General features: G+C 71.6%; 27 protein-coding genes. 13 read left to right on the top strand and 14 right to left on the bottom strand.

The features are described 5' to 3' along the window. The coding region (locus tag KDK95_RS26430; protein ID WP_212520999.1) for a DUF2254 domain-containing protein at nucleotides 1–1,371 on the bottom strand (1,371 nt) is incomplete at its 3' end. Between the two features lie 274 nt (nucleotides 1,372–1,645). On the opposite strand from KDK95_RS26430, the gene KDK95_RS26425 reads away from it, so the two are divergent. Both KDK95_RS26425 and KDK95_RS26420 read left to right on the top strand, forming a co-directional pair. Next, entirely contained in the window at nucleotides 1,646–3,685 is a 2,040-nt protein-coding gene (locus tag KDK95_RS26425; protein ID WP_212520998.1) for an LCP family protein, read from the top strand. Between the two features lie 114 nt (nucleotides 3,686–3,799). Continuing rightward, on the top strand, nucleotides 3,800–4,423 hold the full coding sequence (locus KDK95_RS26420; RefSeq protein WP_212520997.1) for a hypothetical protein: 624 nt from the start codon (nucleotides 3,800–3,802) through the stop codon (nucleotides 4,421–4,423). Between the two features lie 65 nt (nucleotides 4,424–4,488). Here the strand turns inward: KDK95_RS26420 and KDK95_RS26415 are convergent, their stop codons facing one another. Further along, entirely contained in the window at nucleotides 4,489–5,460 is a 972-nt protein-coding gene (locus tag KDK95_RS26415; protein WP_212520996.1) for a zinc-binding dehydrogenase, read from the bottom strand. A 219-nt stretch (nucleotides 5,461–5,679) separates the two neighbouring features. Continuing rightward, on the bottom strand, nucleotides 5,680–6,837 hold the full coding sequence (locus KDK95_RS26410; protein WP_212521004.1) for an NAD(P)-dependent malic enzyme: 1,158 nt from the start codon (nucleotides 6,835–6,837) through the stop codon (nucleotides 5,680–5,682). Nucleotides 6,838–7,291: 454 nt separating this feature from the next. Here KDK95_RS26410 and KDK95_RS26405 point away from each other — a divergent pair, with 454 nt between their 5' ends. Next, on the top strand, nucleotides 7,292–7,861 hold the full coding sequence (locus KDK95_RS26405; protein WP_212520995.1) for a CGNR zinc finger domain-containing protein: 570 nt from the start codon (nucleotides 7,292–7,294) through the stop codon (nucleotides 7,859–7,861). Between the two features lie 143 nt (nucleotides 7,862–8,004). Here KDK95_RS26405 and sodX read toward each other — a convergent pair whose 3' ends face one another. Continuing rightward, nucleotides 8,005–8,301 (bottom strand): nickel-type superoxide dismutase maturation protease, encoded by a 297-nt coding sequence (gene sodX, locus KDK95_RS26400; RefSeq protein ID WP_212520994.1) that lies wholly within the window; start codon nucleotides 8,299–8,301, stop codon nucleotides 8,005–8,007. A gap of 99 nt (nucleotides 8,302–8,400) precedes the next feature. On the opposite strand from sodX, the gene sodN reads away from it, so the two are divergent. The 3 genes from sodN (at nucleotide 8,401) to KDK95_RS26385 (ending at nucleotide 10,387) form a co-directional block, all read left to right on the top strand. Then, nucleotides 8,401–8,796: a superoxide dismutase, Ni gene (gene sodN / locus KDK95_RS26395; RefSeq protein WP_212520993.1), complete on the top strand. Its 396-nt coding sequence runs from the start codon at nucleotides 8,401–8,403 to the stop codon at nucleotides 8,794–8,796. A gap of 266 nt (nucleotides 8,797–9,062) precedes the next feature. Continuing rightward, entirely contained in the window at nucleotides 9,063–9,464 is a 402-nt protein-coding gene (locus KDK95_RS26390; RefSeq protein WP_212520992.1) for an ATP-binding protein, read from the top strand. Next, on the top strand, nucleotides 9,347–10,387 hold the full coding sequence (locus tag KDK95_RS26385) for an RNA polymerase sigma factor SigF (protein WP_372463390.1): 1,041 nt from the start codon (nucleotides 9,347–9,349) through the stop codon (nucleotides 10,385–10,387). Before KDK95_RS26390 ends, KDK95_RS26385 begins: the two co-directional genes overlap by 118 nt. A 97-nt stretch (nucleotides 10,388–10,484) precedes the next feature. On the opposite strand, the gene KDK95_RS26380 is transcribed toward KDK95_RS26385, so the two are convergent. Both KDK95_RS26380 and KDK95_RS37905 read right to left on the bottom strand, forming a co-directional pair. Continuing rightward, nucleotides 10,485–10,880, bottom strand: a complete 396-nt coding sequence (locus KDK95_RS26380) for a GNAT family N-acetyltransferase (protein ID WP_212520991.1) — start codon at nucleotides 10,878–10,880, stop codon at nucleotides 10,485–10,487. A 5-nt stretch (nucleotides 10,881–10,885) separates the two neighbouring features. Then, nucleotides 10,886–11,305 carry a hypothetical protein gene (locus KDK95_RS37905; RefSeq protein WP_212520990.1) on the bottom strand — a complete coding sequence of 140 codons (420 nt, stop codon included), beginning with the start codon at nucleotides 11,303–11,305 and terminating at the stop codon, nucleotides 10,886–10,888. An 85-nt stretch (nucleotides 11,306–11,390) separates the two neighbouring features. Between KDK95_RS37905 and KDK95_RS26370 the strand changes: the two genes are divergently transcribed. After that, nucleotides 11,391–12,383, top strand: a complete 993-nt coding sequence (locus KDK95_RS26370) for a diacylglycerol/lipid kinase family protein (protein WP_212520989.1) — start codon at nucleotides 11,391–11,393, stop codon at nucleotides 12,381–12,383. Between the two features lie 583 nt (nucleotides 12,384–12,966). Beyond that, on the top strand, nucleotides 12,967–13,221 hold the full coding sequence (locus KDK95_RS26365) for a WhiB family transcriptional regulator (RefSeq protein WP_034265110.1): 255 nt from the start codon (nucleotides 12,967–12,969) through the stop codon (nucleotides 13,219–13,221). Between the two features lie 340 nt (nucleotides 13,222–13,561). On the opposite strand, the gene KDK95_RS26360 is transcribed toward KDK95_RS26365, so the two are convergent. Further along, nucleotides 13,562–15,055 (bottom strand): PAS domain-containing sensor histidine kinase, encoded by a 1,494-nt coding sequence (locus KDK95_RS26360; RefSeq protein ID WP_249161914.1) that lies wholly within the window; start codon nucleotides 15,053–15,055, stop codon nucleotides 13,562–13,564. Between the two features lie 38 nt (nucleotides 15,056–15,093). Between KDK95_RS26360 and KDK95_RS26355 the strand changes: the two genes are divergently transcribed. Together KDK95_RS26355 and nagA are read left to right on the top strand one after the other, a co-directional pair. Further along, nucleotides 15,094–16,260, top strand: coding sequence for an 8-amino-7-oxononanoate synthase (locus KDK95_RS26355; protein WP_212520988.1), 1,167 nt, complete (start codon nucleotides 15,094–15,096; stop codon nucleotides 16,258–16,260). A gap of 75 nt (nucleotides 16,261–16,335) precedes the next feature. Next, nucleotides 16,336–17,499, top strand: coding sequence for an N-acetylglucosamine-6-phosphate deacetylase (nagA, locus tag KDK95_RS26350; protein ID WP_307844667.1), 1,164 nt, complete (start codon nucleotides 16,336–16,338; stop codon nucleotides 17,497–17,499). 135 nt (nucleotides 17,500–17,634) lie between these two features. On the opposite strand, the gene KDK95_RS26345 is transcribed toward nagA, so the two are convergent. The 7 genes from KDK95_RS26345 to KDK95_RS26315 form a co-directional block, all read right to left on the bottom strand. After that, nucleotides 17,635–18,066, bottom strand: a complete 432-nt coding sequence (locus KDK95_RS26345; RefSeq protein ID WP_212520986.1) for a TA system VapC family ribonuclease toxin — start codon at nucleotides 18,064–18,066, stop codon at nucleotides 17,635–17,637. Next, on the bottom strand, nucleotides 18,063–18,323 hold the full coding sequence (locus tag KDK95_RS26340) for a hypothetical protein (RefSeq protein WP_212520985.1): 261 nt from the start codon (nucleotides 18,321–18,323) through the stop codon (nucleotides 18,063–18,065). Before KDK95_RS26340 ends, KDK95_RS26345 begins: the two co-directional genes overlap by 4 nt. Before the next feature lie 159 nt (nucleotides 18,324–18,482). Beyond that, nucleotides 18,483–19,265, bottom strand: coding sequence for a glucosamine-6-phosphate deaminase (gene nagB / locus KDK95_RS26335; protein WP_249161913.1), 783 nt, complete (start codon nucleotides 19,263–19,265; stop codon nucleotides 18,483–18,485). Next, nucleotides 19,265–20,848, bottom strand: a complete 1,584-nt coding sequence (locus tag KDK95_RS26330) for a glycoside hydrolase family 3 protein (protein WP_249161919.1) — start codon at nucleotides 20,846–20,848, stop codon at nucleotides 19,265–19,267. Before KDK95_RS26330 ends, nagB begins: the two co-directional genes overlap by 1 nt. A gap of 62 nt (nucleotides 20,849–20,910) precedes the next feature. After that, nucleotides 20,911–21,804, bottom strand: coding sequence for a carbohydrate ABC transporter permease (locus KDK95_RS26325; RefSeq protein WP_212520983.1), 894 nt, complete (start codon nucleotides 21,802–21,804; stop codon nucleotides 20,911–20,913). Beyond that, nucleotides 21,804–22,787, bottom strand: a complete 984-nt coding sequence (locus KDK95_RS36235; protein ID WP_212520982.1) for a carbohydrate ABC transporter permease — start codon at nucleotides 22,785–22,787, stop codon at nucleotides 21,804–21,806. The genes KDK95_RS26325 and KDK95_RS36235 overlap by 1 nt, the downstream gene beginning before the upstream one ends. A gap of 112 nt (nucleotides 22,788–22,899) precedes the next feature. Beyond that, nucleotides 22,900–24,234, bottom strand: coding sequence for an extracellular solute-binding protein (locus tag KDK95_RS26315; RefSeq protein WP_212520981.1), 1,335 nt, complete (start codon nucleotides 24,232–24,234; stop codon nucleotides 22,900–22,902). Nucleotides 24,235–24,562: 328 nt separating this feature from the next. Between KDK95_RS26315 and KDK95_RS26310 the strand changes: the two genes are divergently transcribed. From KDK95_RS26310 to KDK95_RS26300, 3 genes are all read left to right on the top strand, one after another. Beyond that, nucleotides 24,563–25,351, top strand: a complete 789-nt coding sequence (locus KDK95_RS26310) for a GntR family transcriptional regulator (RefSeq protein ID WP_307844666.1) — start codon at nucleotides 24,563–24,565, stop codon at nucleotides 25,349–25,351. A gap of 105 nt (nucleotides 25,352–25,456) precedes the next feature. After that, nucleotides 25,457–26,188: a dethiobiotin synthase gene (gene bioD / locus KDK95_RS26305; RefSeq protein ID WP_212520980.1), complete on the top strand. Its 732-nt coding sequence runs from the start codon at nucleotides 25,457–25,459 to the stop codon at nucleotides 26,186–26,188. A gap of 57 nt (nucleotides 26,189–26,245) precedes the next feature. Continuing rightward, a partial coding sequence (locus tag KDK95_RS26300; RefSeq protein WP_504799545.1) for a biotin synthase BioB occupies nucleotides 26,246–26,658 on the top strand: 413 nt, incomplete at its 3' end.

Raw genomic sequence — 26,658 nt, 5'->3', positions numbered from 1 at the left:
TTCGCCCCGTTCCCGCTCCCCCTCCGCCTCTCCTCGCTGCAGCGCCACCAGTTCCTGGTACGCGGCCTCGATGTCGGCGAGGTCGGCGGGCTCGGGCACGGACTCCAGGGCGAGGCGGTAGATCATCTCGGCCTGGGCGAGCAGGACCGGGCGCTGCTCGGGGAGGCGGGTCGAGCGCATGATGAGGGCCAGCGCGTGGAGTTGGCGGATGAGGACGGCGGGCATGCCGGCCGCGGCCTGCCGGACCTTCTCGAAGGCGCGCTGGACGAGGCGCTCGTAGGAGATCGGGGCGGAGATCAGGCGGACGAGGCCGTCGGCGTCGCGGGCGACGGGGTCGGGGTCCCAGTCCCCGGCGATCCGGCAAAGGCTGGCCCCGAGCCAGTCGATGCAGGTGAGAGCCGTGAAGGTGTCGTTGATCGCGGTGGATAGCGCCCTGATGCAGATCTCGACGAGCTGGTCGACGGCGAAGGCGACGTCCTGGGTCAGCGTGCGGTGCGGGCCGGTGATGTGGGACCGGCGGAGCCAGCGTTCGATGTCCGCGGCGGTCTCGGCGGGCCAGACCGTCATGAAGGGCTGGCCGCGTACGACGAAGTGGCCGGGGCGGTGGTGCAGCTTGAAGACGGCGCCGTGCTCGACCGCGAGGTCGATGAGCATCGAGCGGCGGACGAACTGCAGGTAGCCGCTCTCCGGCGCGGGGACCTGGCCGCCGCCGCGTTCCATCAGGGCGCCCAGGACATTCGCGGACGCCTCGGTCTCGGGGTCGGTGCGCGAGTGGGGCCGGCCGCCCTGCGACTTCATCTCGTTCTCGACCGCGTCGTCGAGGTCGCGGGCGATGCCGGCGATGACCTGCGGGAGCTGGATCATGACGGCGATGTGGTGGATGAAGTAGATCAGCACGGCCACGTCGACGATCGTCAGCGCGAGCACGACGGTGATCGACACGTGCGGCACGAAGTCGCCGTGCGGGCCGCCGCCGATCGCGACGAGGTCGAGCATCGCGTAGACGAAGGTGCCGACGAACATGCCGAGCGTCCACTGCGTGCCCCGGTCGCGGATGAAGTTGCGCAGCATCCGCGGGCCGAACTGGGTCGAGGTGAGGGTGAGGGCGACCAGGATGATCGAGAACACGACGCCGACGACGGTGATCAGCGCGGCGGCGAGCGTCGTGAGGATCTGCCTCGCCCCGTCGGCGCTGCCCGCGATCACCCAGCCCGGCAGATGCCAGCCGCGGTAATAGGCAGCCGAATCCACCGCACGGGTGATGAGGAAGCACACGACGGCGCCGACCGTGGCGGCGGTCGGCACCAGCCAGAGGTTGGTGCGCGCGGCCTCGGCCAGCCACTGGGCCTCGGGTCGGACGCGGCGCGGCACGGGCGGGGGGCACCTGCTTCCGGAGTCTCGGCGGGAGGAGGACTCAACCCATGGAGTCACCCATGGAGTCGTTGCATCCTCGCCGACCTGGCTTCCCGGCACACCACGATTACTCTGACCGGGTTAATCCGGGCTGCGGACGCGCTGATCACCGGACCTCCCGTCATCCAGTTACTCTCCGCTTCCATCCCGCCACCCTCGGTTGCAACCGAGTCACCGGCGGTGCGCGTCGTGAGCTCGTCAGCGCAGTCGGGCGGAAGGGCATGACGCATCGATGGACCACGGACGGACGGATCTCGAGCCCTGGTACCCGGAGCCGCGGCCGCAGGCGCAGTCAGAGCAGCAGTCGTACGCGCAGTCGGCGTCACGGTCGCAGGCGCAGTCGCTACCGCAATGGCCATCGCGGGCGCAGTCGCAGGCGCAGTCGCAGGCGCAGTCGCTGCCGCAGCATCCTCGGGGGCGGGCCGCGTGGCTTGCGCGGCCTGAGGAGCCCGACCTGTGGCGGCCCGCGGGCTCTGCGGCGCGCGCAGGCTCCGGCGCAGACGGGCGCGTCGGCGCGGACGGGAGCCTCGGCGTTGACGGCGGGGGCGCGCCGGCGGACGAGCCGGAGCCGCGCCACGTCGGCCGATCGGGTGAACATCGCAGGTCGGCGCCCCGCGTCGACAGGCAGGCGCGGATCAACGAGGACGTGGACCTCGACGAGCTCGACCCGCACGGCCGGGCGCGGCAGCGGGCCGCGGCGCGGACGGCGCGGCCGGTCGGCGCGCATCCGCGGCGCAGGCGCGCGTTCAAGGCGACGGCCATGATCGGGGCGGGCGTCATCCTCGCCGTGACGGCGCTCGGCGCCTACGCGTACGAGCATCTGTTCGGCCAGGTGGCCACCGAGTCGCTGGACTCGCTGACGGACCGTCCGGCCGCCGCGCGGGCGGACCGGTGGGGCCACGTGCCGGAGAACATCCTGCTGCTCGGCTCGCAGACGCGGGACGGCCAGCGCGGCCCGCACCTCGGCAACTCCAGCAAGCTGGGCACCGACATCTCGGACACCGCGATGCTCGTGCATATCGACGCCGAGAAGAAGTGGGCGACGGTCGTCTCGATCCCGCGCGACCTGATCGTGCCGCGGCCCGAGTGCCGCGGCCGGCTCGACCCGACGCAGACCGTCCCGGCCTCCGCCGACGCGATGTTCGACCTGGCGATGAACCTCGGGGGACCGACGTGCGCGGTCGCGACCGTGGAGCAGATGACCGGGATCCGGATCGACCACTTCGTGGAGATCACCTTCAACGCGTTCCAGTCGCTGACGGACGCGGTCGGCGGGGTGACGGTGTGCGTGCCGCCACCGGGCATCAACGACCCCGATTACAGCGGCCTGGTGCTCGGTCCCGGTCTGCACACGGTCAGCGGGCCGGAGTCGCTCGCCTTCGTGCGCGATCGGCACGGGCTGGCGAACGGCACGGACCTCAACCGTATCCGGATGCAGCAGATGTTCGTCACCTCGCTGTTCAACAAGCTGGTGAGCGCGGGAACGCTCGGCGACCCGATCACGCTGTACAAGATCGCCGACGCGGTGACCAGCAATCTGACCGTGGACACCGGGCTCGACTCGATCGACTCGATGGTCAGCCTGGCCGGGAGCGTGCAGAGCCTGAAGAGCCACTACATCCAGTTCATCACCGTGCCCTACGGCTTCGACCCCGGGAATCAGAACCGCGTCATCCCCGGCGCCGGCTTCGACCAGGTGTGGACGGACCTGCGCGAGGACACGCCGCTGCCGGGCTCGAACGCCGCGGCGGCGTTCGGGACGACGGCGAGCTCGGTGCCGACGGCCGCGGCATCGACGTCGGATGCCGGCGGCGGCAGCGCGGCCGCGGCGGTCTCGCTGAACGGCGTGCCGATCGACGTCTACAACAGCACGACGGTCCCGCACCTCGCGCTCTACGCCACCGAGAACCTCAAGGCCATGGGCCTGTCCGCACAGGTCGGGACTCCGAGCAGGTACAGCGGGTACGAGCAGACGCAGATCGTCTATCCGACCGGGGACCTGGCGCAGGCGCGGGCGCTCCAGGCCAGGATCGTCGGCTCGGTGACGTTGCAGGAGAGCCGGGACGCCGAGAACCTGACGCTGGTGATCGGGCAGAGCCGGCCGGCCGGGCTGGTCGCGGCGCCGGGCGACGCGTCGGCGCCGGGCGCCGGGCCGCAGGGCGCGCGGTCCTCGTCCGACCCGTCCGCCTCCATCAGCGCGGAGAGCCGGACCGGGGACGAGGACATCTGCTCCGACCTGCCGGACACGGTGAAGTTCGGGGGGCATCCGTGACCGGCGGCCCTCCCCCGCCCCTCGGCGCCCGGCCGGCGTGCGCCGAGGGGCAGCCGCGGTCGGCCGGGAATAGCATGGGAAGGCCTTTAACCATTCGCAGGAAAGGGGCGGCCCATGTACGCCCGGACCACGTATGCGACCGGTGACCCGGCCAGGATCGAGGGCTCGCTCGAAGGCCTGCGCACCGAGGCGCCCAAGCTGCTCGCCGACTCCCCCGGCTACCGGTCCTTCGGGCTGTTCGCGGACCGCGAGCTGGGGAAGATCGCGATGGCCTCCTGGTGGGAGACCGCGAGCGAGCGCACCAACAGCGACGCCCACCTGCGCGAGCGGCGCGCCGAGCTGCTGACGCCGTTCGCGGACAGCGTCTCCGTCGTCACCACCGAGATCGCCGCGTTCGCCGCGAGCCCGGAGCTCGAGACGGCCACCGCGTTCCGGCTCGGGCGGTTCATGATCGACCCGTCCCGGATCGACGAGCTGGCCAGGTCCTTCGAGCAGTACGGGCTGCTGCGGATGCGGGACATGTCCGGCTTCTGCGGCGCGGCGATGTTCGTCGACCGGGAGAACGGCACGGGCGCCGTCGGCAGCCTGTTCGCCGACCGGGGCGCCCTCGCCGCCTCCCGCACGCTGCAGTCCGAGCTGCGCCGGGACGCCGCCCAGCGGACCGGGATGCGGATGATGTGCCTGGAGGAGTTCGAGGTCGTGCTGATGGAGAGCACCCCGGGCCTTCCGCTGACCTGAGACGCGCTGGCCGGGCTGGCTCCGCCCCGCGCACGTGCGCGAGGCGCAGAGCCGTGTCCCGCAGCCTAGATCTCGAAGACGATCTTGCCGACGAGCTCGCCGGCCGCCATCTTCGCGAAGCCCGCCTCGGCGTCCTCGCGCAGTGACAGGACACTGTCGATCACCGGGCGCACGCCGGTGTTCTCGCAGAAGCGCAGCAGGGCGGCCAGCTCGTCGCGCGAGCCCATCGTCGAGCCGACGACGCGCAGCTGGTGGAAGAAGATCCGGGTCAGCGCGGCGGGCGGGTTCGGGCCCGACGTGGCGCCGGAGATGACGATCGTGCCCTCCTCGCGGACGGAGGCGACCGAGTGCGCCCAGGTGGCCGCGCCGACCGTCTCCATCACCGCGTCCACCCGCTCGGGCAGCCGGGCGCCGGACTCGAAGGCCTGGTGCGCGCCGAGCTCCAGCGCGCGGGCGCGCTTGGCCTCGCTGCGCGAGGTGGCCCAGACCCGGAAGCCGGCCGCGCGGGCGAGCACGATCAGCGCCGTGGCGACGCCGCCGCCCGCGCCCTGGACCAGCACCGAGTCGCCCGGCCGCAGGCCGGAGCGGGTGAACAGCATCCGGTAGGCCGTCAGCCAGGCGGTCGGCAGGCAGGCCGCCTCGGCGAAGCCGAGGCCGGCCGGCTTGGGCAGCAGGTTCCAGCGCGGCACGGCGAGCCGCTCGGCGAACGTGCCCGGGTAGCGCTCGGTCAGGATCGAGGGGCGCTCGCCCTCCGGCACGCCGCGGCCGTGCTCGCCGAGCACGGCGTGCACGACCACCTCGTTGCCGTCCTCGTCCACGCCCGCGCCGTCGCAGCCGAGGATCATCGGCAGCCGCTCGGCGGGCAGGCCGACCCCCCGCAGCGACCACAGGTCGTGGTGGTTGAGCGCGGCGGCCTTCAGGGTGACGGTCGTCCAGCCGGGCCGCGCCGCCAGCTCGGCCGGCTCCGGCAGCTCGCCGAAGCCGAGCCCCTTGAGCGGCGCGTCCTTCTCGATGCTCTGTGCGTAAACCGCGTACATGCGGCTTACCCTACTCGCCGGTAACTACCGTGCCCAGCCCCGGCGCGGCGCGTCCTAGGCCGTGTCTTCAAACTTGCGTCGGATCAGGCCGCGGCGGCTGACGCGTGCGCTCGCAAGGCGCAGGGGCGGGCGCATACTCGGTCGTCTGCAACCGCCCCTGCAACGCCGCGAGCGTGCGTGGCAGGCGCCGCGGACCCGGCGATAGTTTGAAGACACGGCCTAGGCGCCCTGCTCCTTCGCGGCCGCCGCCACCGCCGCGGAGACGGCCGGGGCCACCCGCGGGTCGAAGGGCGAGGGAATCACGCACTCGGGGCTAAGCTCGTCTGCGACGACCTCGGCCAGCGCGTCGGCCGCGGCCAGCTTCATCTCCTCGGTGATCTGCCGCGCCCCGGCGGTCAGCGCGCCGGCGAACACGCCCGGGAAGGCGAGCACGTTGTTCACCTGGTTCGGGAAGTCCGAGCGGCCGGTGGCGACCACGGCGGCGTACTTGCGGGCCACATCCGGGTGGATCTCCGGGTTCGGGTTCGCCATCGCCGCGATGATGCAGTTCGGCGCCATGGTGGCGACCACGGACTCCGGGACGGTCCCGGCCGAGACCCCGACGAACACGTCGGCGCCCTTCATCGCGTCCTCGAGCGACCCGGTCAGGCCCGACGTGTTCGTGAACGAGGCGAGTTCCCGCTTCACCTCGGTCAGGTCGGTGCGTCCGGCGTGCACGATGCCGCGCGAGTCGACCACGGCCACGTCGCCGATCCCGGCCTCGACCAGGATCTTCGCGATGGCCACGCCCGCGGCGCCGGCGCCGGAGATCACCGTGCGCAGCTCGCCGAGGGTGCGGCCGGTGACCTTGGCGGCGTTGCGCAGCGCGGCGAGCAGCACGATCGCGGTGCCGTGCTGGTCGTCGTGGAAGACCGGGATGTCGAGGCGCTCGCGCAGCCGGCGCTCGATCTCGAAGCAGCGCGGCGCGGAGATGTCCTCCAGGTTGATGCCGCCGAAGGCCGGGGCGAGCCGGGCGATCGTCTCGACCAGCTCGTCGGTGTCCGTGCAGTCGAGGCAGATCGGCACCGCGTCCACGCCGCCGAACTGCTTGAACAGCACGGCCTTGCCCTCCATCACCGGCAGCGCGGCCAGCGGGCCGATGTTGCCGAGGCCGAGCACCGCGGTGCCGTCGGTGACCACGGCCACCGTGTGCGACTTCCAGGTGTAGTCGCGGGCCAGCTCGGGCCGCTCGGCGATCGCGGTGCACACCTCGGCCACGCCGGGCGTGTAGGCGAGCGAGAGGTCGGCGCGGTCGCGCAGCGGGACGGTGGCGGCGATCTCCATCTTGCCGCCGCGGTGCAGCGCGAAGACGGGGCTCTCGTGGTTTGCGGTGTCCATGGTGGAGAAGTCCGAATAGTCGTCGGCCGCGGGGCTCCGCGGCGGGATCAGGGCGGGCGCGGTCGTCGCGTCACCGGGCATGGTCGGCACATCCTTGGGCGTCGTGGCCGGTGTCCCCGCGCGGGAACGTCGAGGCACCGTGAAGTGAGGGGGCAACGCCATCGTGTGGCTGCGCACGGCGAGAGAGGGATAGGCCGCCGCACACGGTTGGTGGCCTACTTTATGCCACATCCGCCGAGGGTGCACGGTTATCGGACTGCGACGTCCGCCACTCGGGAACGCGATCGCCGCCCACGTTCGGATAGCGGCCCGGACACGAAGAGGCGAAGGGCTCTTGCCAACGCGGCGTCGTGGCGTACGGTTATGGCACATCACGGCCGGGGACACGCGTATCGCGTACCTTGGTCCAGACCGAAACCGACAGAAACCGCCTTCCCAGAGGGGGCAACAGACAATGGAACTCGCCTCCTACGCGGACCGTGCCGTCCACCTCGTCAACACGTTCGACCCCTACCGGCGCCGGGACGACCTGACCACCGTGGAGGACGCCCGCGCGCTGCTCTCCCGCCAGGGCGCCTGCGGCCGGCTGACGTCCGCCGACGTGCAGGAACTGCGCACGCTGCGGGACAAGCTGCGGACCATCTTCGACACCGCCGACGCGGGCGGCCAGCAGCAGGCCGTGGACGTGCTCAACGGCCTGCTCGAGCAGTACCCGATCCGGCCGCAGATCTCCGGCCACGACGGCACCGACTGGCACCTGCACCTGGTCGAGGGCATGCCCTCGACCGCGGCGGCCTACGCGGCGAAGGCCTGCATGGGCCTCGCGGTGCAGGCCACCGAGCTGGGCATCGACCGGCTCGGCGTCTGCCAGGCCGCGCCCTGCCGGGACGTGTTCATCGACACCTCGACGAACCGCTCCCGGCGCTACTGCTCCGAGCGCTGCGCCACCCGCGCGAACGTCGCGGCCTACCGGGCCCGGCGCAAGGAGGCGGCGCTGGCGGGCGCGGCGAGCTCGGCGGCGTAGCCCGCGGATCCGGGCATTCCTCGCGGCGTCGGCGGATCGCGGCGCGAGGAACACGGGATCGCGGCACCGGCGGTCACGATAAGAAGAAGCGAAACAGCGGAACCGACGGGGCGGGAGCCGACATCGTGTCAGCTCCCGCCCCGTCAGTTCCGCTTCGCTTTGCGCAGCCGCAGCAGCACCCTGGCGATCACGAGGCCGTCGGGGACGGCGCCGAACTGGCGCGAGTCGCCGGGCGCGTACGTGTTGTCAGCCAGCAGCCACCAGCCGCCGGATTCCCGGCGCGCGGCGCGTTTCACCAGGATCCGTTCGGGTAGCCGGGGATCCCGGGCCAGCACCACGTCACCCGCGCGGACCCGCGCGCCGTAGCGGACCAGCAGGCGGTCGCCGTCGTAGTAGGTCGGCACCATCGACGGTCCCTTCACCACGGCCACACCCAGCATGGCCGCCACTCTAGATCACACCTTGCCGGGCGGCGGGAATCAGCGGGCAGTAGGCTCGGGTTCGAAGCAACAAGAGTTCACGCGTGAGAAGGAGTCACCATGCGCATCTTCGCCGCGAAGACCACGGTCTCAGCGCACTGCGACCTGCCCTGCGGTGTCTACGACCCGGCCCAGGCCCGGATCGAGGCCGAGTCGGTCAAGGCGATCCAGGAGAAGTACCAGGGGAACGAGGACCCGATCTTCCGGGCCCGCGCCGTCCAGATCAAGGATCAGCGTTCCGAGCTGGTCAAGCACCACCTCGAGGTGCTGTGGAGCGACTACTTCAAGGCGCCGCACTTCGAGAAGTACCCGCAGCTGCACACGCTGTTCAACGACGCGGTCAAGGCCGCGAGCGCCACCGGCACCAAGGCCTCCAACGACCCGGCCACCGGCCAGCACCTGCTGGACCTGATCGCCGAGATCGACAAGATCTTCTGGGAGACCAAGCAGGCCTGATCGGAGCCGGAGCGTCCGAGGGGGCCCGGCCCCCACTTCCCGGACGCTCCCAGCCCGGGGTCCGGCCCGTCCGTCGCGGACGCGCCGGGCCCCCAGGCGTAGCTGCGAGACACAGATGGTCCGAACGGGGTAACTTCTACTCACGGAGCGGCGGCGACCGCGTACGATGCGTGCGGCCGTGCGTCCGTCCGGGCCCGGTCACGCGCGTGGGAGGCACAGTGGAACAGCAATCGACAGCGGAAGTCGGCCAGGCAGGAGGAACCGCGGTGTTGTCCCCGGACGACTTCGTCGAGGTGAGCATCCCGGCCGACGGGGCCTACCTCTCGGTGCTGCGCACGGCCACCGCGGGCCTCGCGGCGCGGCTGGACTTCACCCTGGACGAGATCGAGGACCTGCGGATCGCGGTCGACGAGGCCTGCGCGATGCTGCTCCAGCACAATGTGCCGCACACCAGCCTGACCTGCCGGTTCGACCTGGCGCCCGCGGAGCTTGCGATCACCGTCTCGGCGCCGACCGCGGACGGGAAGGCCCCCGCCAAGGACACCTTCGCCTGGACGGTGCTGACCGCGCTGGCCGGCCAGGTCGAGGCGAGCGCCGGGGGCCCGGACAACCTCGTGGCGATCACCATGGTCAAGCAGCGCGGCGGGGCGGAGACGACGGCAGCGTGACTACGGCACAGCGACCGATGACCCCGCCGACGCCGACCGAGCCGCCGGGTCCCGACGAGGACGTGGAACTGGACGAGGCCGTGGAAGCGGACGTGGAGGCGACCGAGCAGCGCGCCGAGGTGGGTCCGCAGCGCACCGCGCAGACCGCCCGCAGCGCGGCCCAGGCCGCCACGCACGCCGAGGCCCGCGAGCTGTTCCGCCGGATGGCCGAGATGGACGCCCAGGACCCGGCCAGGGCCGGGGTGCGCGACCGCCTGGTGCGGATGCACCTGCCGCTGGTCGAGCACCTGGCCCGGCGCTTCCGCAACCGCGGCGAACCGCTCGACGACCTGACCCAGGTGGCCACGATCGGCCTGATCAAGTCGGTGGACCGGTTCGATCCGCAGCGCGGCGTCGAGTTCTCCACGTACGCCACGCCGACGATCATCGGCGAGATCAAGCGGCACTTCCGCGACAAGGGCTGGGCCGTGCGCGTCCCGCGCCGGCTGCAGGAGCTGCGCCTGTCGCTGACCGCGGCGACCAGCGAGCTCTCCCAGCGCAACGGGCGCTCGCCCACGGTCGGCGAGCTCGCGGCGCACCTCGGCATCAGCGACGAGGAGGTCCTGGAGGGCCTCGAGTCGGCGAACGCCTACTCGACGCTGTCCCTGGACGTGCCCGAGTCCGGCGACGACGAGTCGCCCGCGGTGGCCGACTCGCTCGGCAGCGAGGACGAGGCGCTCGAGGGCGTCGAGTACCGGGAGTCGCTCAAGCCGCTGCTCGAGCAGCTGCCGGCCCGCGAGAAGCGGATCCTGCTGCTGCGCTTCTTCGGCAATATGACGCAGTCCCAGATCGCCGAGGAGATCGGCATCTCGCAGATGCACGTCTCCCGCCTGCTGGCCAGGACCCTGACCCAGCTGCGCGAGAAGCTGCTGGTCGAGGAGTAGCGGGCGAGCCGGCGACGGCGCTCGAAGCATCGTTGTCCCGCAGGCCGTGGATCGGCTTGCGGGACAGCGTCTTTCCGGGGGCGGCGGGACCTGGGCCTCAGCGCAGCGCGATCAGCCCGGCCCGCGTCGGAACGAATCCGCAGGCATCGAAGTAATAGCCCGCCAGATGGTCTTCGAAGTCGACGTGCAGCCACTCGCAGCCGGCCGCCTTGGCGTGCTCAACGGCCGTCGCGATCAGCCCGGTGCCGATCCCCCGTCGCCGGGCGTGCGAGGCGACCAGGGTGTCGAGCACGAATGCGTGCGCGTCGCCGTCCCACGCGACGTTGACGAAGCCGACGAGCTCCTCGCCGTCCCGGGCGCAGACCCAGCCGAGGCTGTGGCGGTGCACCTGCGTGTGCCAGTCGATGTCCAGGTACGGGTGGCCGAAGCCCTCGGCGTGGAGCACGTTCACGGCGTCGTTCGCGAACTCGCCGCGCCACTCGTACGCGATCACGCCGGTCAGCGGGTGAGCACCTTGTGCGAGGCGGGCGCGAAGAGCAGCACGATGCCCAGCACGCCGTACGCGATCGAGACGGCCGCGTAGAGGTCGTAACCGCCCTGCAGCATCCAGTAGGCCACGCCGCCGATCAGCATGAACGTCATCAGCGCGGGGGTGCGCGCCCATGCCTGGCAGCGCAGGAGGCCGCGGGCCACCCATACGATGCCGAGGCCGAGCACGAGGTAGATCACGCCCAGGGTCTCGGCCATGGAGCGGCTCAACGGATCGCCGACGAGACCCGCGACGACCTGGTAGACGCCGTACGCGGTCAGCGCCGCGCCGGGCAGCGCGGTGGCCGCGGCCGCGCCGGTGACGGTGGCGGGTCGCCGGTCGCGGAGCTCGGGGGTCTCGGCGGTCGCTCTGGTTGCTGCATTCGGCACACTACGAGCGTATAGCGCGCACGCGGCCGCCCGGTCGGCGGGGGCGCCCGTCGTACAAGCACAAGATGCGGGTACGTTAAAGGGCATGTCGGACAAGCGGGCAAGCGGGCTGCTGATCATGAATCCCAAGGCCACCACGGCCTCCGAGGGGACCCTCGACGTGCTGGTCGGCGCCCTGTCCTCGGAGCTCGACCTGCGACATGAACATACCCGCTACCGCGGGCACGCCGCCGACCTGGCCGAGCAGGCCGCGCAGGACGGCGTGGACGTGGTGATCGCCTTCGGCGGCGACGGCACGGTCAACGAGGCGGTCACCGGCCTGATGGCGCACGGCTCCGGACCGGACGAGCGCCCGGCCCTGGCGATCGTGCCCGGCGGCTCGACGAACGTCTTCGCGCGGGCGCTCGGCCTACCCAACCACGCGGTCGAGGCGACCGGGGCGCTGCTGCGCCTGCTGCGCCGCAGCGGGGACGACGAGGCGACGCGCTTCGCCGGCCGCACCCGCCTGGTCTCGCTCGGCGCCGTGCGCCCGGACGACGAGGCGGACGAGCGCTACTTCACCTTCTCCGCGGGCTTCGGCTTCGACGCGGCGGTGGTCGGCGAGGTGGAGCGGCAGCGGGCCAACGGCAAGAAGTCCACCCACACGCTCTATGTACGCTCAGCGCTGCGCGAGTACTTCCGCCGCACCGACAAGCGCAACGCGCCGATCACGGCCAAGGCGGCGGACGGGAGCATGCTGCCCGAGCTGTTCATGGCGATCATCGCGAACACCTCGCCGTGGACCTACCTCGGGCAGCGGCAGATCATCGCGACGCCGGAGGCCGGCTTCGAGACCGGGCTCGACCTGTTCGGCCTCACCACGCTGGCCGCGCTGCCGGTCTGGTCGACGGTCGGACGACTGATCGCCAGCTCTCCCCGGCTGGCCACCGGGCGCGGCGTGATCCTGCGGCACGACCTGCCCGAACTCACCCTGCTCGCGCACCGCCCGGTGCCCTTCCAGGTGGACGGCGACTACCTCGGACCACGCGAACGTGTGACATTCCGTAGTGTTCCCGCTGCGCTTCGCGTCTTCGCGTGATGTACTGGATGCGGCGAACCGGCCTACGCGTGGGACGGCACGTCGCGGTCACTCGTTGTCCTTGAAGTCCCATGGCGCGGCTCGCGCGGTGACCTTCAAAGGCAAGGTGTGACCGAACCGACACCTGAGAATTGAAAAATGATTCCCGGGAGCTCTTGTGCTCCGCGAGCGCGACTGACAGGCTTGTTCACGGCCCTGAAACGTGGGCTGTGATCGCTCAGCGCCGAGCGTGGACACAGACCCATGGGAATTCCGGCCCACCAGCCTCCGCGCGCCATCCTTCACGCTCCGTGAGCCCAGCTCACGGTGCCGGGGAACGCCGATGCTCGTGAAAGCGTTCACATTCACAAGATCCGCCTCGCACACCGCCGCCCCCGGGCGGCGAATGTTCCGGCGGGTCCTGGGAACCGGGAACGCATGAGGGAGCGTCGGCGTTTCATGGGAGCGTCGAATACCTCGACGATGCGCGAACCGCACCACCTGAAGCACCATCAGCACCACGGCGCCGCCCGGCACCCTCGGGCGGGCGCCACCCGAAGCACTTCACAAACGCACGAATGACCTTTGCGAAGGAGAAGGACCGATGAGCGACTGGCGCCACCGCGCCGCGTGCCGTGACGAAGACCCGGAGCTGTTCTTCCCGATCGGGAACACCGGGCCGGCACTGCTGCAGATCGAGGACGCCAAGGCGGTGTGCCGCCGCTGCGACGTGATCGACCAGTGCCTGCAGTGGGCCCTGGAGTCCGGCCAGGACGCCGGTGTCTGGGGCGGTATGAGCGAGGACGAGCGTCGCGCGCTGAAGCGCCGCGCCGCGCGTGCCCGTTCCCGGATGGCCTGATCAAGGGCCTTCCGGGCCGCGACGGGCGAGGGGCCCGTCGACCGACCGAAGCCGGGAGGGCAGCAGATGCCTGCGATCGCTTTCCCGGGCCGCACCCGGCGGTGACGGCCGCGATATCCCGCGGCACCGGGAGTACCCGCAAGACCGGCAGGACCAGCAGTAACCAGTAGGACCAGCATCAGCAGCAGGACCCGCAAGGCAAGCGAGTCTGAGAAGTACCCGTAGCAAGAGCTGAACCCGCCCGAACCCTGCCCGACCCCGTCCCGCCGCGCGCACACCGCCGCCGGCGGGGGGCCGGAGCGAGGAGCGAGCACCCAGCGGGCTCGAGGCCCATCAGCGCCTAGCCCGCCGCGAACTCGAGAGAGACGACGGTACCGCCGCCGTCTCTTTGTCGCATATCGAACTCGCCTCCCAGCTCGCCCTGCACCAGGGTTCTGACGATCTGCAAGCCGAGATTCCCCGCCGTGTGCGGGTCGAAACCCATCGGCAGCCCACGACCGTCATCGACCACTGTGATGGTGAGCCGGCCGCCGACGCGCTGCGCGGTCACCTCCAACAGGGTGCCCGCGCCGCCGTCGAGGCCGTGCTCGAAGGCGTTCTGCAGCAGCTCGGTCAGCACCATCGCGAGCGGCGTGGCCACGGTCGCGCCGAGCACCCCGAAGCTGCCCACCCGGCGCGGGCGCACCGGCTCCGGGGCCGCTCCCCCGTAGGTGTTGCCGAGGCTCGAGGCCGAGAAGTCCATCACCATGCTCAGCACGCGGTCGGCGATCTCGTCGAAGTTCACCCGCTCGTCCAGCGTCTGGGAGAGCGTCTCGTGCACGATCGCGATCGAGCCGACCCGGCGCACCGCCTCCTGCAGCGCCGCCTTGCCGCGCGGCTCGTCGAGCCGCCGGGCCTGCAGCCGCAGCAGCGCAGCCACCGTCTGCAGGTTGTTCTTGACCCGGTGGTGGATCTCCCGGATCGTCGCGTCCTTCGTCATCAGCTCGCGGTCCCGGCGGCGCAGCTCGGTCACGTCGCGCACCAGCACGAGCGCGCCGATCCGCTCCCCCGCCGGCCGCAGCGGGATCGAGCGCAGCCGCATCGCGTTGCCGCGGTCGTTGGCCAGCTCGGTGTCCCTGGCCTTGCGCCCGCTCGCGGTCTCGACCAGCGCCTCGTCGGTCGGGCCGATGCTCACCGCCATCTCCGCGCAGAGCTTGCCGAGGTGGGCGCCGATCAGCTCCGTGTTCAGGCCCATCCGGTGGAAGACCGAGACCGCGTTCGGGCTCGCGTAGGTGACCAGGCCGTCGGCGTCCAGGCGGAGCATCCCGTCGCCGACCCGCGGCATCGCGTCGAGGTGGCTGCGCGAGTTCGGCAGCGGGAAGCGGCCGGTGGCGATCATCTGCGCCATGTCCGAGGCGGTCTGCAGGTACGTCAGCTCGAGCCGGCTCGGGGTGCGCGCGGTGAGCAGGTTGGTGTTGCGGGCGATGACCGCGATCACCTTGTCGCCGCGGCGCACCGGGACCGCCTCGACGCGCACCGGCACGGCCTCGCGCCACTCCGGGTCGCCCTCGCGCACGATCCGGCCCTCGTCCAGGGCCTGGTCGAGCAGCGGGCGCCGGCCGCGCGGCACGACGTGGCCCACCAGGTCGTCCACGTAGGATGTCGGCCCGGTGTTCGGCCGCATCTGGGCCACCGCGACGTACTGCGTCTCGTCGGCGGTGGGCGCCCAGAGCACGAGGTCCGCGAACGACAGGTCGGCGATGATCTGCCAGTCGGCGACGATCAGGTGCAGCCACTCCAGGTCTTCGGGCTGGAGAGCGGTCTGCTCGCGGACGAGGTCGTTCATCGAGGGCATACGGACAGTATCTCCGATAGTGCGGAAAGATTCGGACCATGAACGATATGTGGGACTGGCTCGGGACCCGGGCCGCGCAGCGCGAGGCGGCGGGCCTGCGGCGGCGGCTGCGCACCCGGGAGGCCGGCGCCGGCCCCGTCGACCTGGCCGGCAACGACTACCTGGGGCTTTGCGCGCACCCTGAGGTGCGGGCGGCGGCGGCCGAGGCGGTCCGGATCTGGGGCGCCGGCTCGACGGGTTCGCGGCTGGTGACCGGGACCACATCCGAGCACACGGAGTTCGAGCGCGAGCTGGCGGACTTCCTCGGCGCCGAGGCCGCGCTCGTGTTCTCCTCGGGCTACCTGGCGAACGTGGGACTCGTCACAGCGCTGGCGGGCCCGGAGGACCTGCTCGTCTCCGACGCACTGAACCACGCAAGCGTGATCGACGCCGTCCGGCTCTCCGGGGCGCGCCGCGCGGTGGTCGGGCACTGCTCGCCGCGGGACGTCGAGCGCGCGCTGGCCGGCGCCGAGGTCCCCTACCGCCGGGCCTTCGTGCTGACCGAGTCGGTCTTCTCGGTGGACGGCGACGTGGCCCCGCTGGCCGAGCTCGCGGACGTCTGCCGCCGCTACGGCGCCGCGCTTCTGGTGGACGAGGCGCACGGGGTCGGCGTGCACGGCCAGGGAGGCCGCGGCGGGGCCCACGCGGCCGGTCTGGCGGGCGCGCAGGACGTGGTGCTGACCGTGACCCTCTCCAAGTCCCTCGGGACGCAGGGCGGGGCCGTGGTGGGTCCGCGGGAGGTGATCGACCATCTGATCGACGCCGCGCGCCCGTTCATCTTCGACACCGCGCTCGCCCCGTCGTGCGCCGCGGCGGCCCGCGCCGCCCTCAGGATCCTGCGACGCGAGCCGGAGCTCGCCGAGCGGGTGGGGCGGAACGCCGCGCGCCTGCACCGGATCGCCGTGGACGCCGGGCTGCCCGCCTCCGCCCCCTCGGGCGCCGTGACCTCCGTCATACTCGGCGACCCGGACCGCACGGTGGCGGCGGCGGAGCGGTGCCTGGCCGGCGGGGTCCGGGTGGGCTGCTTCCGTCCGCCGTCGGTGCCGGACGGCCGCTCCAGGCTCCGGCTGACCGCGCGAGCCGACCTCACGGAGGCCGATTTCGCCCGCGTTTCCGAGGTTTTACGCGCAATTCCGAAGCCGCCGAATGGTCCAGACCAATCATAGGAGAGGTCTGGACAACCTTCAGTGGTCTAGTCCACAATGGGCGCTGTTCGTCGCCGCCCAACTGGAGGAAGTCGCGTGAGGATCTCGGCCCGCAGCGCGGTCGTCGACGGGGTGCTCGCCCCCGTCACGGTTCGCGTGGATGACCGTCTGATCACGGCCGTCGAGCCGTACGCGGACCCGCGGGCGGACGTCGTGCTCGACACCGGCGTGCTGACCGCGGGCCTGGTGGACGTGCAGATCAACGGCGCCTTCGGGGTGGACTTCGCCGCCGCCGAGGACGCCGACTGGGACGCCGTCGCCGCGCAGCTGCCGTCCACCGGCGTCACCTCCTTCCAGCCGACGCTGATCACCGCGCCGCTGCCGCGGCTGATCGCGGGCCTCGACACCGCGACCGAGGCGCGCGACCGCCAGGAGGACGGACCGTACGCCCGGATCCTCGGCGTGCACCTGGAAGGCCCGTGGCTCGCGCCGCTGAAGCGGGGCGTGCACGAGGCGAAGTACCTCGCCGAGCCGACCCAGGCGGCCGTGGACACGCTGATGTCCGCCGTGGGCTTCGACATCCTGACCACGCTGACGCTCGCCCCCGAGCTGCCCGGAGCGCTGGACGCGATCAAGCGGCTGAGCGACGCGGGCGTGACCGTCTCCATCGGCCACACCAACGCCACCGCGGTCCAGGTCGAGGCGGCCGCCGACGCCGGCGCCGGCCTCGTCACCCACATCTTCAACGCCCAGCGCGGCCTGGCCCACCGCGAGCCCGGCGTCCCCGGCGCCGCGCTCGCGGACAGCCGCTACCGGGTCGGCCTGATCGCCGACCTGCACCATGTCGCGGCCGAGATCTGCACCCTGATCTTCCGCGCCGCCCCCGGCCGCGTCGTCCTGGTCACCGACGCGATCGCCGCCGCCGGCATGCCGGCCGGCTCCTACGTCCTCGCCGGCATCCCGGTCGAACTCGGCGACGACGGCGTCCCGCGCAACGCCGACGGCACCATCGCCGGCTCCGCCCTGACCCTGGACCAGGCCGTCCGCAACATGCTCGGCCTCGGCATGCCGCTGCCCACGGTCATCGACGCCGCCTCGAGAGTCCCCGCCGACGCCGTCGCCCGCCCCGACCTCGGCCGCATCGCGGTCGGCGCCCGGGCCGACCTGGTCCACTGGACCGAAGACTTCCACCCAGCCCGCACCTGGGTGGACGGCCGGGAGATCCCGGCCCTCGCGGATACCGGGGTGGGACGGGTTTGAGGGTCCCGTTCCGCCCCGGGCCGCGCCGGCCAGGAGCCGCTCCGGCCGGCAGCCGCGCCGGCTCGCCGGGGATCTGACGCCGCGTAGGCGTCGCCCGCCGCGCCAAGGCCCCGGTGATATTCGACCTCCTGGCGTTCACGCCGCCAGGGGGTTCGTCCATTTCACGCCGGGGAACCGGCCGAAGTCCGCGTCGTTCGAGCAGACCGTCGCGTCCCATTCGGCGGCGAGTCCGGCGATCTGCGCGTCAGTGGTCAGATTTCCTCCCGTGCCAACGTCGCGCAGGCAGCGCAGGGCGTACGCGAAGGCCTGCGGGCCCGCAGGGGCGCGGATGACGTTCGGCTCTTCGAGAAGCGCCTCGATATGCCCCGCAGCCTCATCGATGGACATCGGAGTCTCGAAGATCCGCGGGTTCGTGGCGATGCGCAGGAAACCATAGATCACCGGATCGGCTAAGCCGATCTGGACATCCGCGTTGACCTGCTCCTCCCACCAGAGCCTCGTCCTCTCGTGCTGCGGATACGCGTCGTTGTACGCGTAGAGCAGCAGATTGACGTCGGGGATGATCACGACGCCCTCCGCATGCTCTCCAGGATCGCCTCGTCCTCGAGTTCGTCCGCGAGCTTGTTGAAGCCCGCGAGGTCGAATCCCGGAGCCAGGCGACTGCGATGTGGAGTCACCCGAAACGGCTCCGTGCGAGCCGGACGCGGAGCCAGCGCGGCACGGATCGCCGCGTTGATGACTTCCTTCATAGACGTGCGCGTTCGGTGCAGCTCGTCCTCGACGAGCCGGGCGACGTCATCGTCCAAGGTCAGGGTAGTGCGCATGGCTGCATCATAATGGCCGCCAAGGCGAGCATCAAGATGCTTCCCACTCCGCTCGCGGGCTTCGACCCGCCGCGGCGATCACGGCAAAGCACCGCCCCCGCGCCGAAGGCCAGGCGCGGGGGCGGGGATCCGGGGGCGGAGCCGTGACCTACGGACGGCTCACAGGCCCTGCCACGCCGGCTTGGCGGCGTAGGTGGCGCGGAAGTAGTCGGAGTGCTTGAGCTGCGCCGCGGCCGCCTCGTCGACGACGATGGTGGCGTGCGGGTGCAGCTGCAGCGCCGAGGCGGGGACCAGGGCGGCGAGGGGGCCCTCGACGGTGGCGGCCACGGCCTCGGCCTTGCCGGCGCCGGTGGCGAGGAGCACGAGGTGGCGCGCCTCGAGGATGGTGCCGATGCCCTGGGTGATGACGTGGTGCGGGACCTCGTCCAGGGAGTCGAAGAACCGCGCGTTGTCCTCGCGGGTCTGCGGGGTCAGGGTCTTGATCCTCGTCCGCGAGGCCAGCGACGAGCAGGGCTCGTTGAAGCCGATGTGGCCGTCGGTGCCGATGCCGAGGATCTGCAGGTCCACGCCGCCGGCCGACGCGAGGGCCGCGTCGTACTCGGCGCACGCGGCGGGGATGTCCTCGCTGGTCCCGTCGGGGCCGAGGAAGCTGTCCAGACCCAGGCCGAGCGGCTCGAGGACCTCGCGGTGGATCACGGAGCGGTACGACTCGGGGTGGCCCGCGGGCAGGCCGACGTACTCGTCGAGCTGGCAGACGCGCAGCCGGTCCACGTCCAGCGTTCCGGCGGACACGCGTGCGGCGAGGGCCCGGTAGATCGGCAGCGGGGTGGAGCCGGTGGCCACGCCGAGCAGGGCCTCCGGCTTGCGCGCGACCAGTGCGGCGATCGCCTCGGCGATGAGCTCGCCTCCGGCGCCGGCGTCGGGGACGATGACGACTTCCATCAGGGATCTTCCTTGCTGTTGTGCGAGCTTTCGCCACCCGCGGTCTGCTGTCCGGCGGTCTGCCGTCCCGCGGTTGGCTGTGCGGCGGTCTGCCTTCCGGCGAGGAATTCGGCGGCCGCGATGCCGCTGACCCTCGACGCCCCGTACGTGCACAGGTCCGCGACGTCGCCCTGCGGCAGGCCGAATTCGACCACGACGGCGTCGGGGCGCTTGGCCCGGACCGCGTCCACGGCGCGGCGCATCCACGGGTTGCGGTGCAGGTCGCGCACCGCAAGCACGAGCGGGCGGCCCTCGGCGGCGGCGAGTTCGGCCGCGACGTCCACCTCCGCGTCCTGATCCACCACGGCCGAGGCGATCAGGCCGACGGTCTCGGTGTGCGTGGTGGGCGCGGTGATCCTGGCCGACGTGGTGCCGGGCACGAGCTCGGCCAGCGGTCCGGCCAGGCCCCAGGGCGTCGCGGTGTCGACGGCGATGGAGACCAGGGGGGAGAACTCGACGACGTGCGGAGCGGCGGTGAACGGGCGCGGGGAACGCCCCTCGTCACCGCCGCGCACCGTGATCGCGAGGCGGGCGGCTTCGAGGCCCACGTTGCGGTCCACCTCGGCCTCGGCCGTCGCGGCGGACGCGTGCGCCTGCGCCGCCCAGCGCGCGGCCGAACGGGACCTTCCCGCGGCCTCGCTGAGCCGCTCTGCCGAGAGCCGTCCCTCGCGCACCGCCCAGACGAGTGCGTTGCGCAGGTATCGGTACGTGGTCTCGTCCGCCTTGCTGCCGCCCCAGCAGATCGCGTCGCAGCCGGCCGCGATCGCCTTGACGGTGCCCTCGGCGACGCCGTAGCGGCCCGATATGGCGCCCATGTCGATGCCGTCGGTCACGATCAGGCCCTGATATCCGAGCTCCTCGCGCAGCAGGCCGGTGAGGATCGCGTGCGACATCGTGGCGGGGACCTCGGAGTCGCGCCGGGGGAACAGGATGTGCGCGGTCATGATCGCCTTCGCGCCCGCCTCGATCGCGGCGCGGAAGGGCGCCAGGTGCAGCCGCTCCGCGTCCTCGTCGTAGTCGATCAGCGGCAGGCCGAGGTGCGAGTCGCCCGCGGTGTCGCCGTGGCCGGGGAAGTGCTTGGCGCAGCCGATCACGCCCTGGGACTGGATTCCGCGCACGTACGCCGCGGAGTGCCGGGCCACCAGGTCGCTGTCGGCGCCGAAGGAGCGGGTGCCGATCACCGGGTTGTCCGGGTTGGCGTTGACGTCGACGCAGGGGCCGTAGTTGAAGTTCAGGCCGAGCGCGGTCAGGTCGCGGCCGATCGAGCGCGCGACGGCCTCGGTCAGCTCGACGTCGTCCGCCTTGCCCAGCGCCAGGTTCCCCGGGTACGACGAGCCCCCGCTGACCTCGAGCCGGGTGACGTCGCCGCCCTCCTCGTCCAGCGCGAGCAGCACCTCCGGGTTCGCGGCCCGCACCTGCGCGCACAGGGCCGCGATCTGCTCCGGGGACTCCAGGTTCCGGGCGAAGGGGACGACGCCGCCGAGCGCCCCGTCCTCCAGCGCCCGCAGCACCCAGTCGGGCGCCTTGGTGCCGACGAACGACATCTGCAGCACCGTGCCCGCGTCCCGGATCAGCTGCGCGGTCTCGGCATCCGTGCCGGACGGGATCACCCCTTCACCGCCCCGGCGGTCAGGCCGGAGGCCATCCAGCGCTGGAAGATCAGGAACAGGATGATGACCGGCAGCGAGACCAGCGTGGAGGCCGCCATCAGGCCGCCCCAGTCCGCGCCGTGCGTCGGCGAGTTGCCGAAGCTGACCAGGTACAGCTGGACGGTCTGCTTCGAGTTGTCGGTCAGCAGGATGTTGGCCATCAGGAACTCGTTCCACGCCTGGATCCAGCCGAACACGCCGGTGGCCACCAGGCCGGGCAGCGTCAGCGGCAGGATGACCTTGTAGAAGGTCTGGAAGCGCGTGCAGCCGTCGACCAGCGCGGCCTCGTCCAGCTCGCGCGGGACGTTCGCGATGAACGTGCGCAGGGTCCACACCGTGAACGGCGCGGTGAAGGCCACGTAGGCGATGATCGCGCCGAGCTGGGTGTCGCCGAGGCCGGCCTTGGCCAGCACGTCGTTGAGCGGGAACAGCAGCGCGATCAGCGGCACCATCTGCACGCCCATCACGATGATGATCGCCAGGCTCTTGCCGCGGAAGCGGAACCGGGCCAGCGCGAGGGCGGCGAAGAAGCCGACCAGCAGGCTGAACAGCACGGTGGACGCGGTGATGATCAGGCTGTTGACGAGGTCCTGGCGGAAGACCGGGTCGTCGAAGACCTCGGTGTACGAGCTGAGCGAGAAGGCCTTCGGCAGGAAGTTCGGCGAGGCGCTCTGCACGTAGCGGGTCGGCTCGATCGAGGTGAGCAGCAGCCAGTACACCGGGAAGGCGATGAGCACCGAGAGCACCAGGCCGAGGATGTTCCAGCCGATCGTGTTCCGGCGGCGCTTCGCGGAGCTCCGGCGGGCCCGCGGCCGCGCGGCGGAGGCGGAGGCGGAGGCGACGGCGCTCATCAGCCCTCCTGCCCGATCCGCAGCAGCTGCCTGATATAGCCGACCATGAAGACTCCCATCAGCAGAACCATGATGATCGCCATGGCCGCGCCGTAGCTGTAGTTGTCGCCGCCGTAGATCGTGGCGAACGCCTTGACGTACGAGTAGATGCCGAGCGTGTAGTAGCCGGGCTCGGGGTGCGTCTGGCGCAGGATGTAGATCTGGTTGAACACGCCGGTGTCCCAGATCACCGAGAGCGTGGTCACGATGACCAGCAGCGGCTTGAGGAACGGGTAGGTGACGTTGCGGAACGCCTGCCAGGCCGAGGCGCCGTCCACCTTGGCGGCCTCCAGCAGCTCCTTCGGGATCTGCGCGAGGCCGGCGCTCAGGGTCACGGTCAGGAACGGGATCGCGCCCCAGATGATGATGAACGAGGCCACCTGCAGGCCCTGGTTCGGGTCGGCGAACCAGTCGTGCTGGGCGTACGAGCCGAGGCCCACCTTGCCGAGCACGTAGTCGACGACGCCGTACTGCGCGTCGAACAGCCAGCGGAACAGCTCCGTGGACACCGTCGTCGGCACCGACCAGACGAACATCAGCACCACGGTCAGGATCAGCTTGACCGACTTGGAGACCCGCCCCATCAGCAGCGCGAGTCCGAGGCCGAACAGCAGCGAGAGGATCACGTTCGCGCCCGCGAAGATGACCGTCCGCTCGACGGAGGACCAGAACACCGAGTCGCTGAGCACCTTCTGGTACTCGGCGAAGCCCACGAAGGGCGTGCCGGTGAACTTGCTGCTGCTGCCGTCCTTCTCCAGCGACATGATCACCAGCTGCACCAGCGGGTAGCCGATGACGGCGGCCAGCACCAGGCCGGTGGGGATCAGCAGCAGGTAGGGCAGCGCGCCCGCCTCGCGGCCCGCGCCGCCGAGCAGCCTGCGCCGCGTCGGCGCCGGGTTCCGGGACGGCGGGTCGTCGATTTCGATGATGTCCACAGCGCTCACAGGTCGCGTCCTTTCGTAACTCGGGTCCGCGCGCCGGTGCCCGCGCCGCGCGAGACCGGCGGGGTCTCACGCGGCACGGGCACGGGCTCTCGCCCGCCGGGGGTCCGGAGGGTCAGGATCCGTTGAGGATGGTCGCGATCTGGGTGTCGGCGGCCTTCGCGGCCGCGTCCACGGACTGCTTGCCGGTCGCGATGCTCTCCAGCATGTTCTGCAGCACGTTCTGGCTCTCCACGTTGGTCCACGCCGGGGTGTTCGGCACGAACCAGCTGTCCGCCGCGGCCTGGCCGGCGACCTTGTTGGCCGAGCTGCCCGCCTCGAACGTCGACATCAGCGTGGTGTTGTTCGGCATGGCGTACTTCGCGAGCAGCGTCTCCGACGTGGTGTCGGTGTAGTACTTGACGAACTCGGCGCCCAGCGCGGCGTTCGGGGCGTTGGCCGGGACGGCGAGGTCGGAGCCGCCGAGGAAGGTCGGGGTGACCGTGCCCGCGGTGGTGCCGGGGATCGCGAAGGTGGAGATGTCGTTGGCCAGCTTGGGGTTGCCGCCGCCGGTCGCCGCGGTGACGGAGGAGGCCTCCCAGCCCGCGCCGAAGATCAGGCCGGTGTGGCCCTGCGCCATGACGGCGTCCTGGTCGGTCTCGTCCTTGGTCTGGCCGGCCGTCGAGGAGTCGGCCTCCAGCTTGGCCCAGGTCGCCAGGCCCTGCTCGGAGGCGGCGGACTCGAGGGTGCCGGTCCACTTGCCGCCGCTGTCGGTGGCGATGCCGCCGCCGGCGCCGAAGACGAAGGAGAGCGCGACGTACCAGTCCTTGCCCGGGACGTAGTAGGGCACCAGGCTGGGGTCGCCGGCCTTGGCCTTGAGCACCGCGGCGTCCGACTCGAGCTGGTCGAGCGTGGTCGGGACCGAGAGGCCGGCCTTGCTGAACAGGTCGGTGCGGTAGATCGCCATGCGGTCGCCCGCGTAGTAGGGCACGGCGTAGAGCTTGCTGCCGTCCGCCGAGGAGCTGGAGGCGGTGAGCGCCTTGAGCCAGGTGCTCGAGTTGTCGAACTGGCTCTTGGCCGACGTGAGGTCGTAGAGCTCCTGGTTGGCGATGAAGGAGGCGGTGTCGGTGTCGCCGATCTCGACGACGTCCGGCTCGTTGGCGCCGCCGGCCTGGATCGCGGCCTGGATCTTGGTGGTGTAGCCGGACCAGGTGGTCCAGTTGATCTTGACCTTGGCGCCGGTCGCCTTCTCGAAGCGGCTGACGGCCTGGTTGACGACGTCGGGCCAGCCCTTCTGCGCGTCGGTCATGATCCAGACGTTGATAGTCTTTCCGGCGCCGGCCGTGGACAGCACGGACGTGCTGGAGCCGGCGTTGCTCGAGCCGGAGCTGGACGAGGATGAACAGGCCGAGGCGACGAGCGCGACGGACGCGGTGGCACAGGCCAGCGCGGCGAGCTTCTTGCGCTTCACAACATTCCTCCGTTGGACGGTGAGCGGTCGCACCGTGGTCCCCGACCCGGCCACCCTGAGCTGGGCCGGACCCTGGTCCGGTGCGCACACGACGTGATTCGGGCTGGACTTCGGGTGGATCGCGTGCGGTGCTGCAAATGGTTTAGACCAGTTCGGAGAGTGGCATAGACCAATCCGCACCGTCAAGAGATTCCACTCCGGCTCGACCATCCCGTTATCAAGGCTTCACCGGACGTAGGGTTCCGTTAAGCTTCGGCCAGCGGGGCCGGATAAGGTCGGTTCCGGTCCCAGCAGGCACGATACTCAGCGATGGAATCGAGGAGCCGCGGTGGCGTTCGACGAGGATGAGACGCTCCTCCAGGACGATCGGCAGGCCCGGGACGAGGGCGCGGGCGCCGAGCCGGCGGCCCGCGAGCCGAAGTACTACCGGCTCAAGCGGCACCTGCTGGCGATGACCCAGTCCAGCCCGCCCGGCACCCCCGTCCCGCCCGAGCGCACCCTCGCCGAGGAGTTCGACACCTCGCGCACCACGGTCCGCCAGGCGCTAGCCGAACTCGTGGTGGAGGGGCGCCTCGAGCGGATCCAGGGCAAGGGCACCTTCGTGGCCAAGCCGAAAGTCGCCCAGTCGCTGCAGCTGACCTCGTACACCGAGGACATGCGCGCGCAGGGTCTGGAGCCCACCTCGCGGCTGCTCGAGGTCGGCTACGTAAGCGCCGGCGACGATCTCGCCGACCTGCTGCGGATCCGCGAGGGCGCCCGCGTGCTGCGGATCGAGCGGCTGCGGCTGGCCAACGGCGAGCCGATGGCCATAGAGGCCACGCACCTGAGCGCCAAGCGCTTCCCCGGCCTGCGCCGGCATCTGGCGAAGTACACCTCCCTCTACTCGGCCCTGAGCGCGGAGTACGGCGTGCACCTGGCGCAGGCCGAGGAGACCATCGAGACTGCGCTGGCCACGCCGCGCGAGGCGGCCCTGCTGGGCACGGACACCGGCCTGCCGATGCTGCTGCTGTCCCGGCATTCGCTGGACGGCGAGGGCGAGCCGGTGGAGTGGGTGCGCTCGATCTACCGCGGGGACCGGTACAAGTTCCTGGCCCGGCTGACCCGGCCCGCCGAATAGGCACCCGGCCGCGCGTCGCCCGAGCAGCGCAAGAGAAAGCCCGAGCACCGCAGAGCACCGCAGAGCACCGCAGAGCACCGCAGAGCACCGAACGAACGGCAGCACATGAGCATCCTGATCATCTCCGGCACCGGCACCGAGGTCGGCAAGACGATCGTCACCGCCGCGGTCGCCGCGCTGGCGGCCGCGCGCGGCGGCGGCGTGGCCGTGGTCAAGCCGGCGCAGACCGGGGTGGCCCCCGGCGAGGACGGCGACCTGGAGACGGTCTCCCGGCTGGCCGGCGTCCGCGACCTGCACGAGTACGCGCGCTACCCCGACCCGCTCTCCCCCGCCGCGGCGGCACGGCGCAGCGGCATCCCCGCGCTCTCGCTGAACCAGGTGGCCGCGGACGTCGCGAAGCTGAGCGAGGACCGCGCGCTGGTGCTCGTCGAGGGCGCGGGCGGCCTGCTCGTGCGCTACGACGAGGAGGGCGCGACGATCGCCGACCTGGCCCGGGACCTCGGGGCGCCGGTGCTCGTGGTCGCCGATCCGCGGCTCGGCACGCTGAACCACACCGCGCTGACACTGGAGTCCATGGCCCTGCGCGGCATCGCACTCGCGGGCGTGGTGCTCGGCAGCTGGCCGGATTCAACCACCGACGGCGGTCCGGACCTCGCCATGCGCTCCAACCTGCGCGACCTGGAAACCCTCGCCGCGCGACCGCTCGCCGGGGCGCTGCCCGCGGGCGCCGGTCGGCTGGACGCCCCGGAATTCCTGCTCGCCGCCCGCGCCGGGCTCGGCCCGGCGCTCGGCGGCACCTTCGACGCCGCGCGCTTCCGGGAGACCTGGGGCGTGTGACAGAGGCCATAACGCCTCGTGGACGGCATTCGCACCCCATGAGGCAGAATGGCGCGCGTGACTGAGAACGAGACGGTTTCCACCACAGCCGACATCCTCGCCGTGGCGCGCGAGCAGGTCCTCGAACACGGCCGCGGCCTGGACGAGCGGCAGCTGCTCGAGGTGCTCGAGCTGCCCGACGACCGGCTCGAGGAGCTGCTGGCGCTCGCCCACGCGGTGCGCGAGCGCTGGTGCGGCCCCGAGGTGGAGGTCGAGGGCATCGTCTCGGTCAAGACCGGCGGCTGCCCCGAGGACTGCCACTTCTGCTCGCAGTCCGGCCAGTTCACCTCGCCGGTGCGCTCCGCGTGGCTGGACATCCCCTCGCTGGTCGAGGCGGCCAAGGAGACCGCGGCGACCGGGGCGAGCGAGTTCTGCATCGTCGCCGCCGTGCGCGGTCCGGACAGGAAGCTGATGGCGCAGATGCGCGAGGG

The sequence above is a fragment of the Actinospica acidithermotolerans genome (assembly GCF_018139625.1).
Classification (GTDB): Bacteria; Actinomycetota; Actinomycetes; order Streptomycetales; family Catenulisporaceae; genus Actinospica; species Actinospica acidithermotolerans.
The sequence above is the reverse complement of the archived record's forward strand: the minus strand, read 5'-3'. Positions and strand labels throughout refer to the sequence as shown.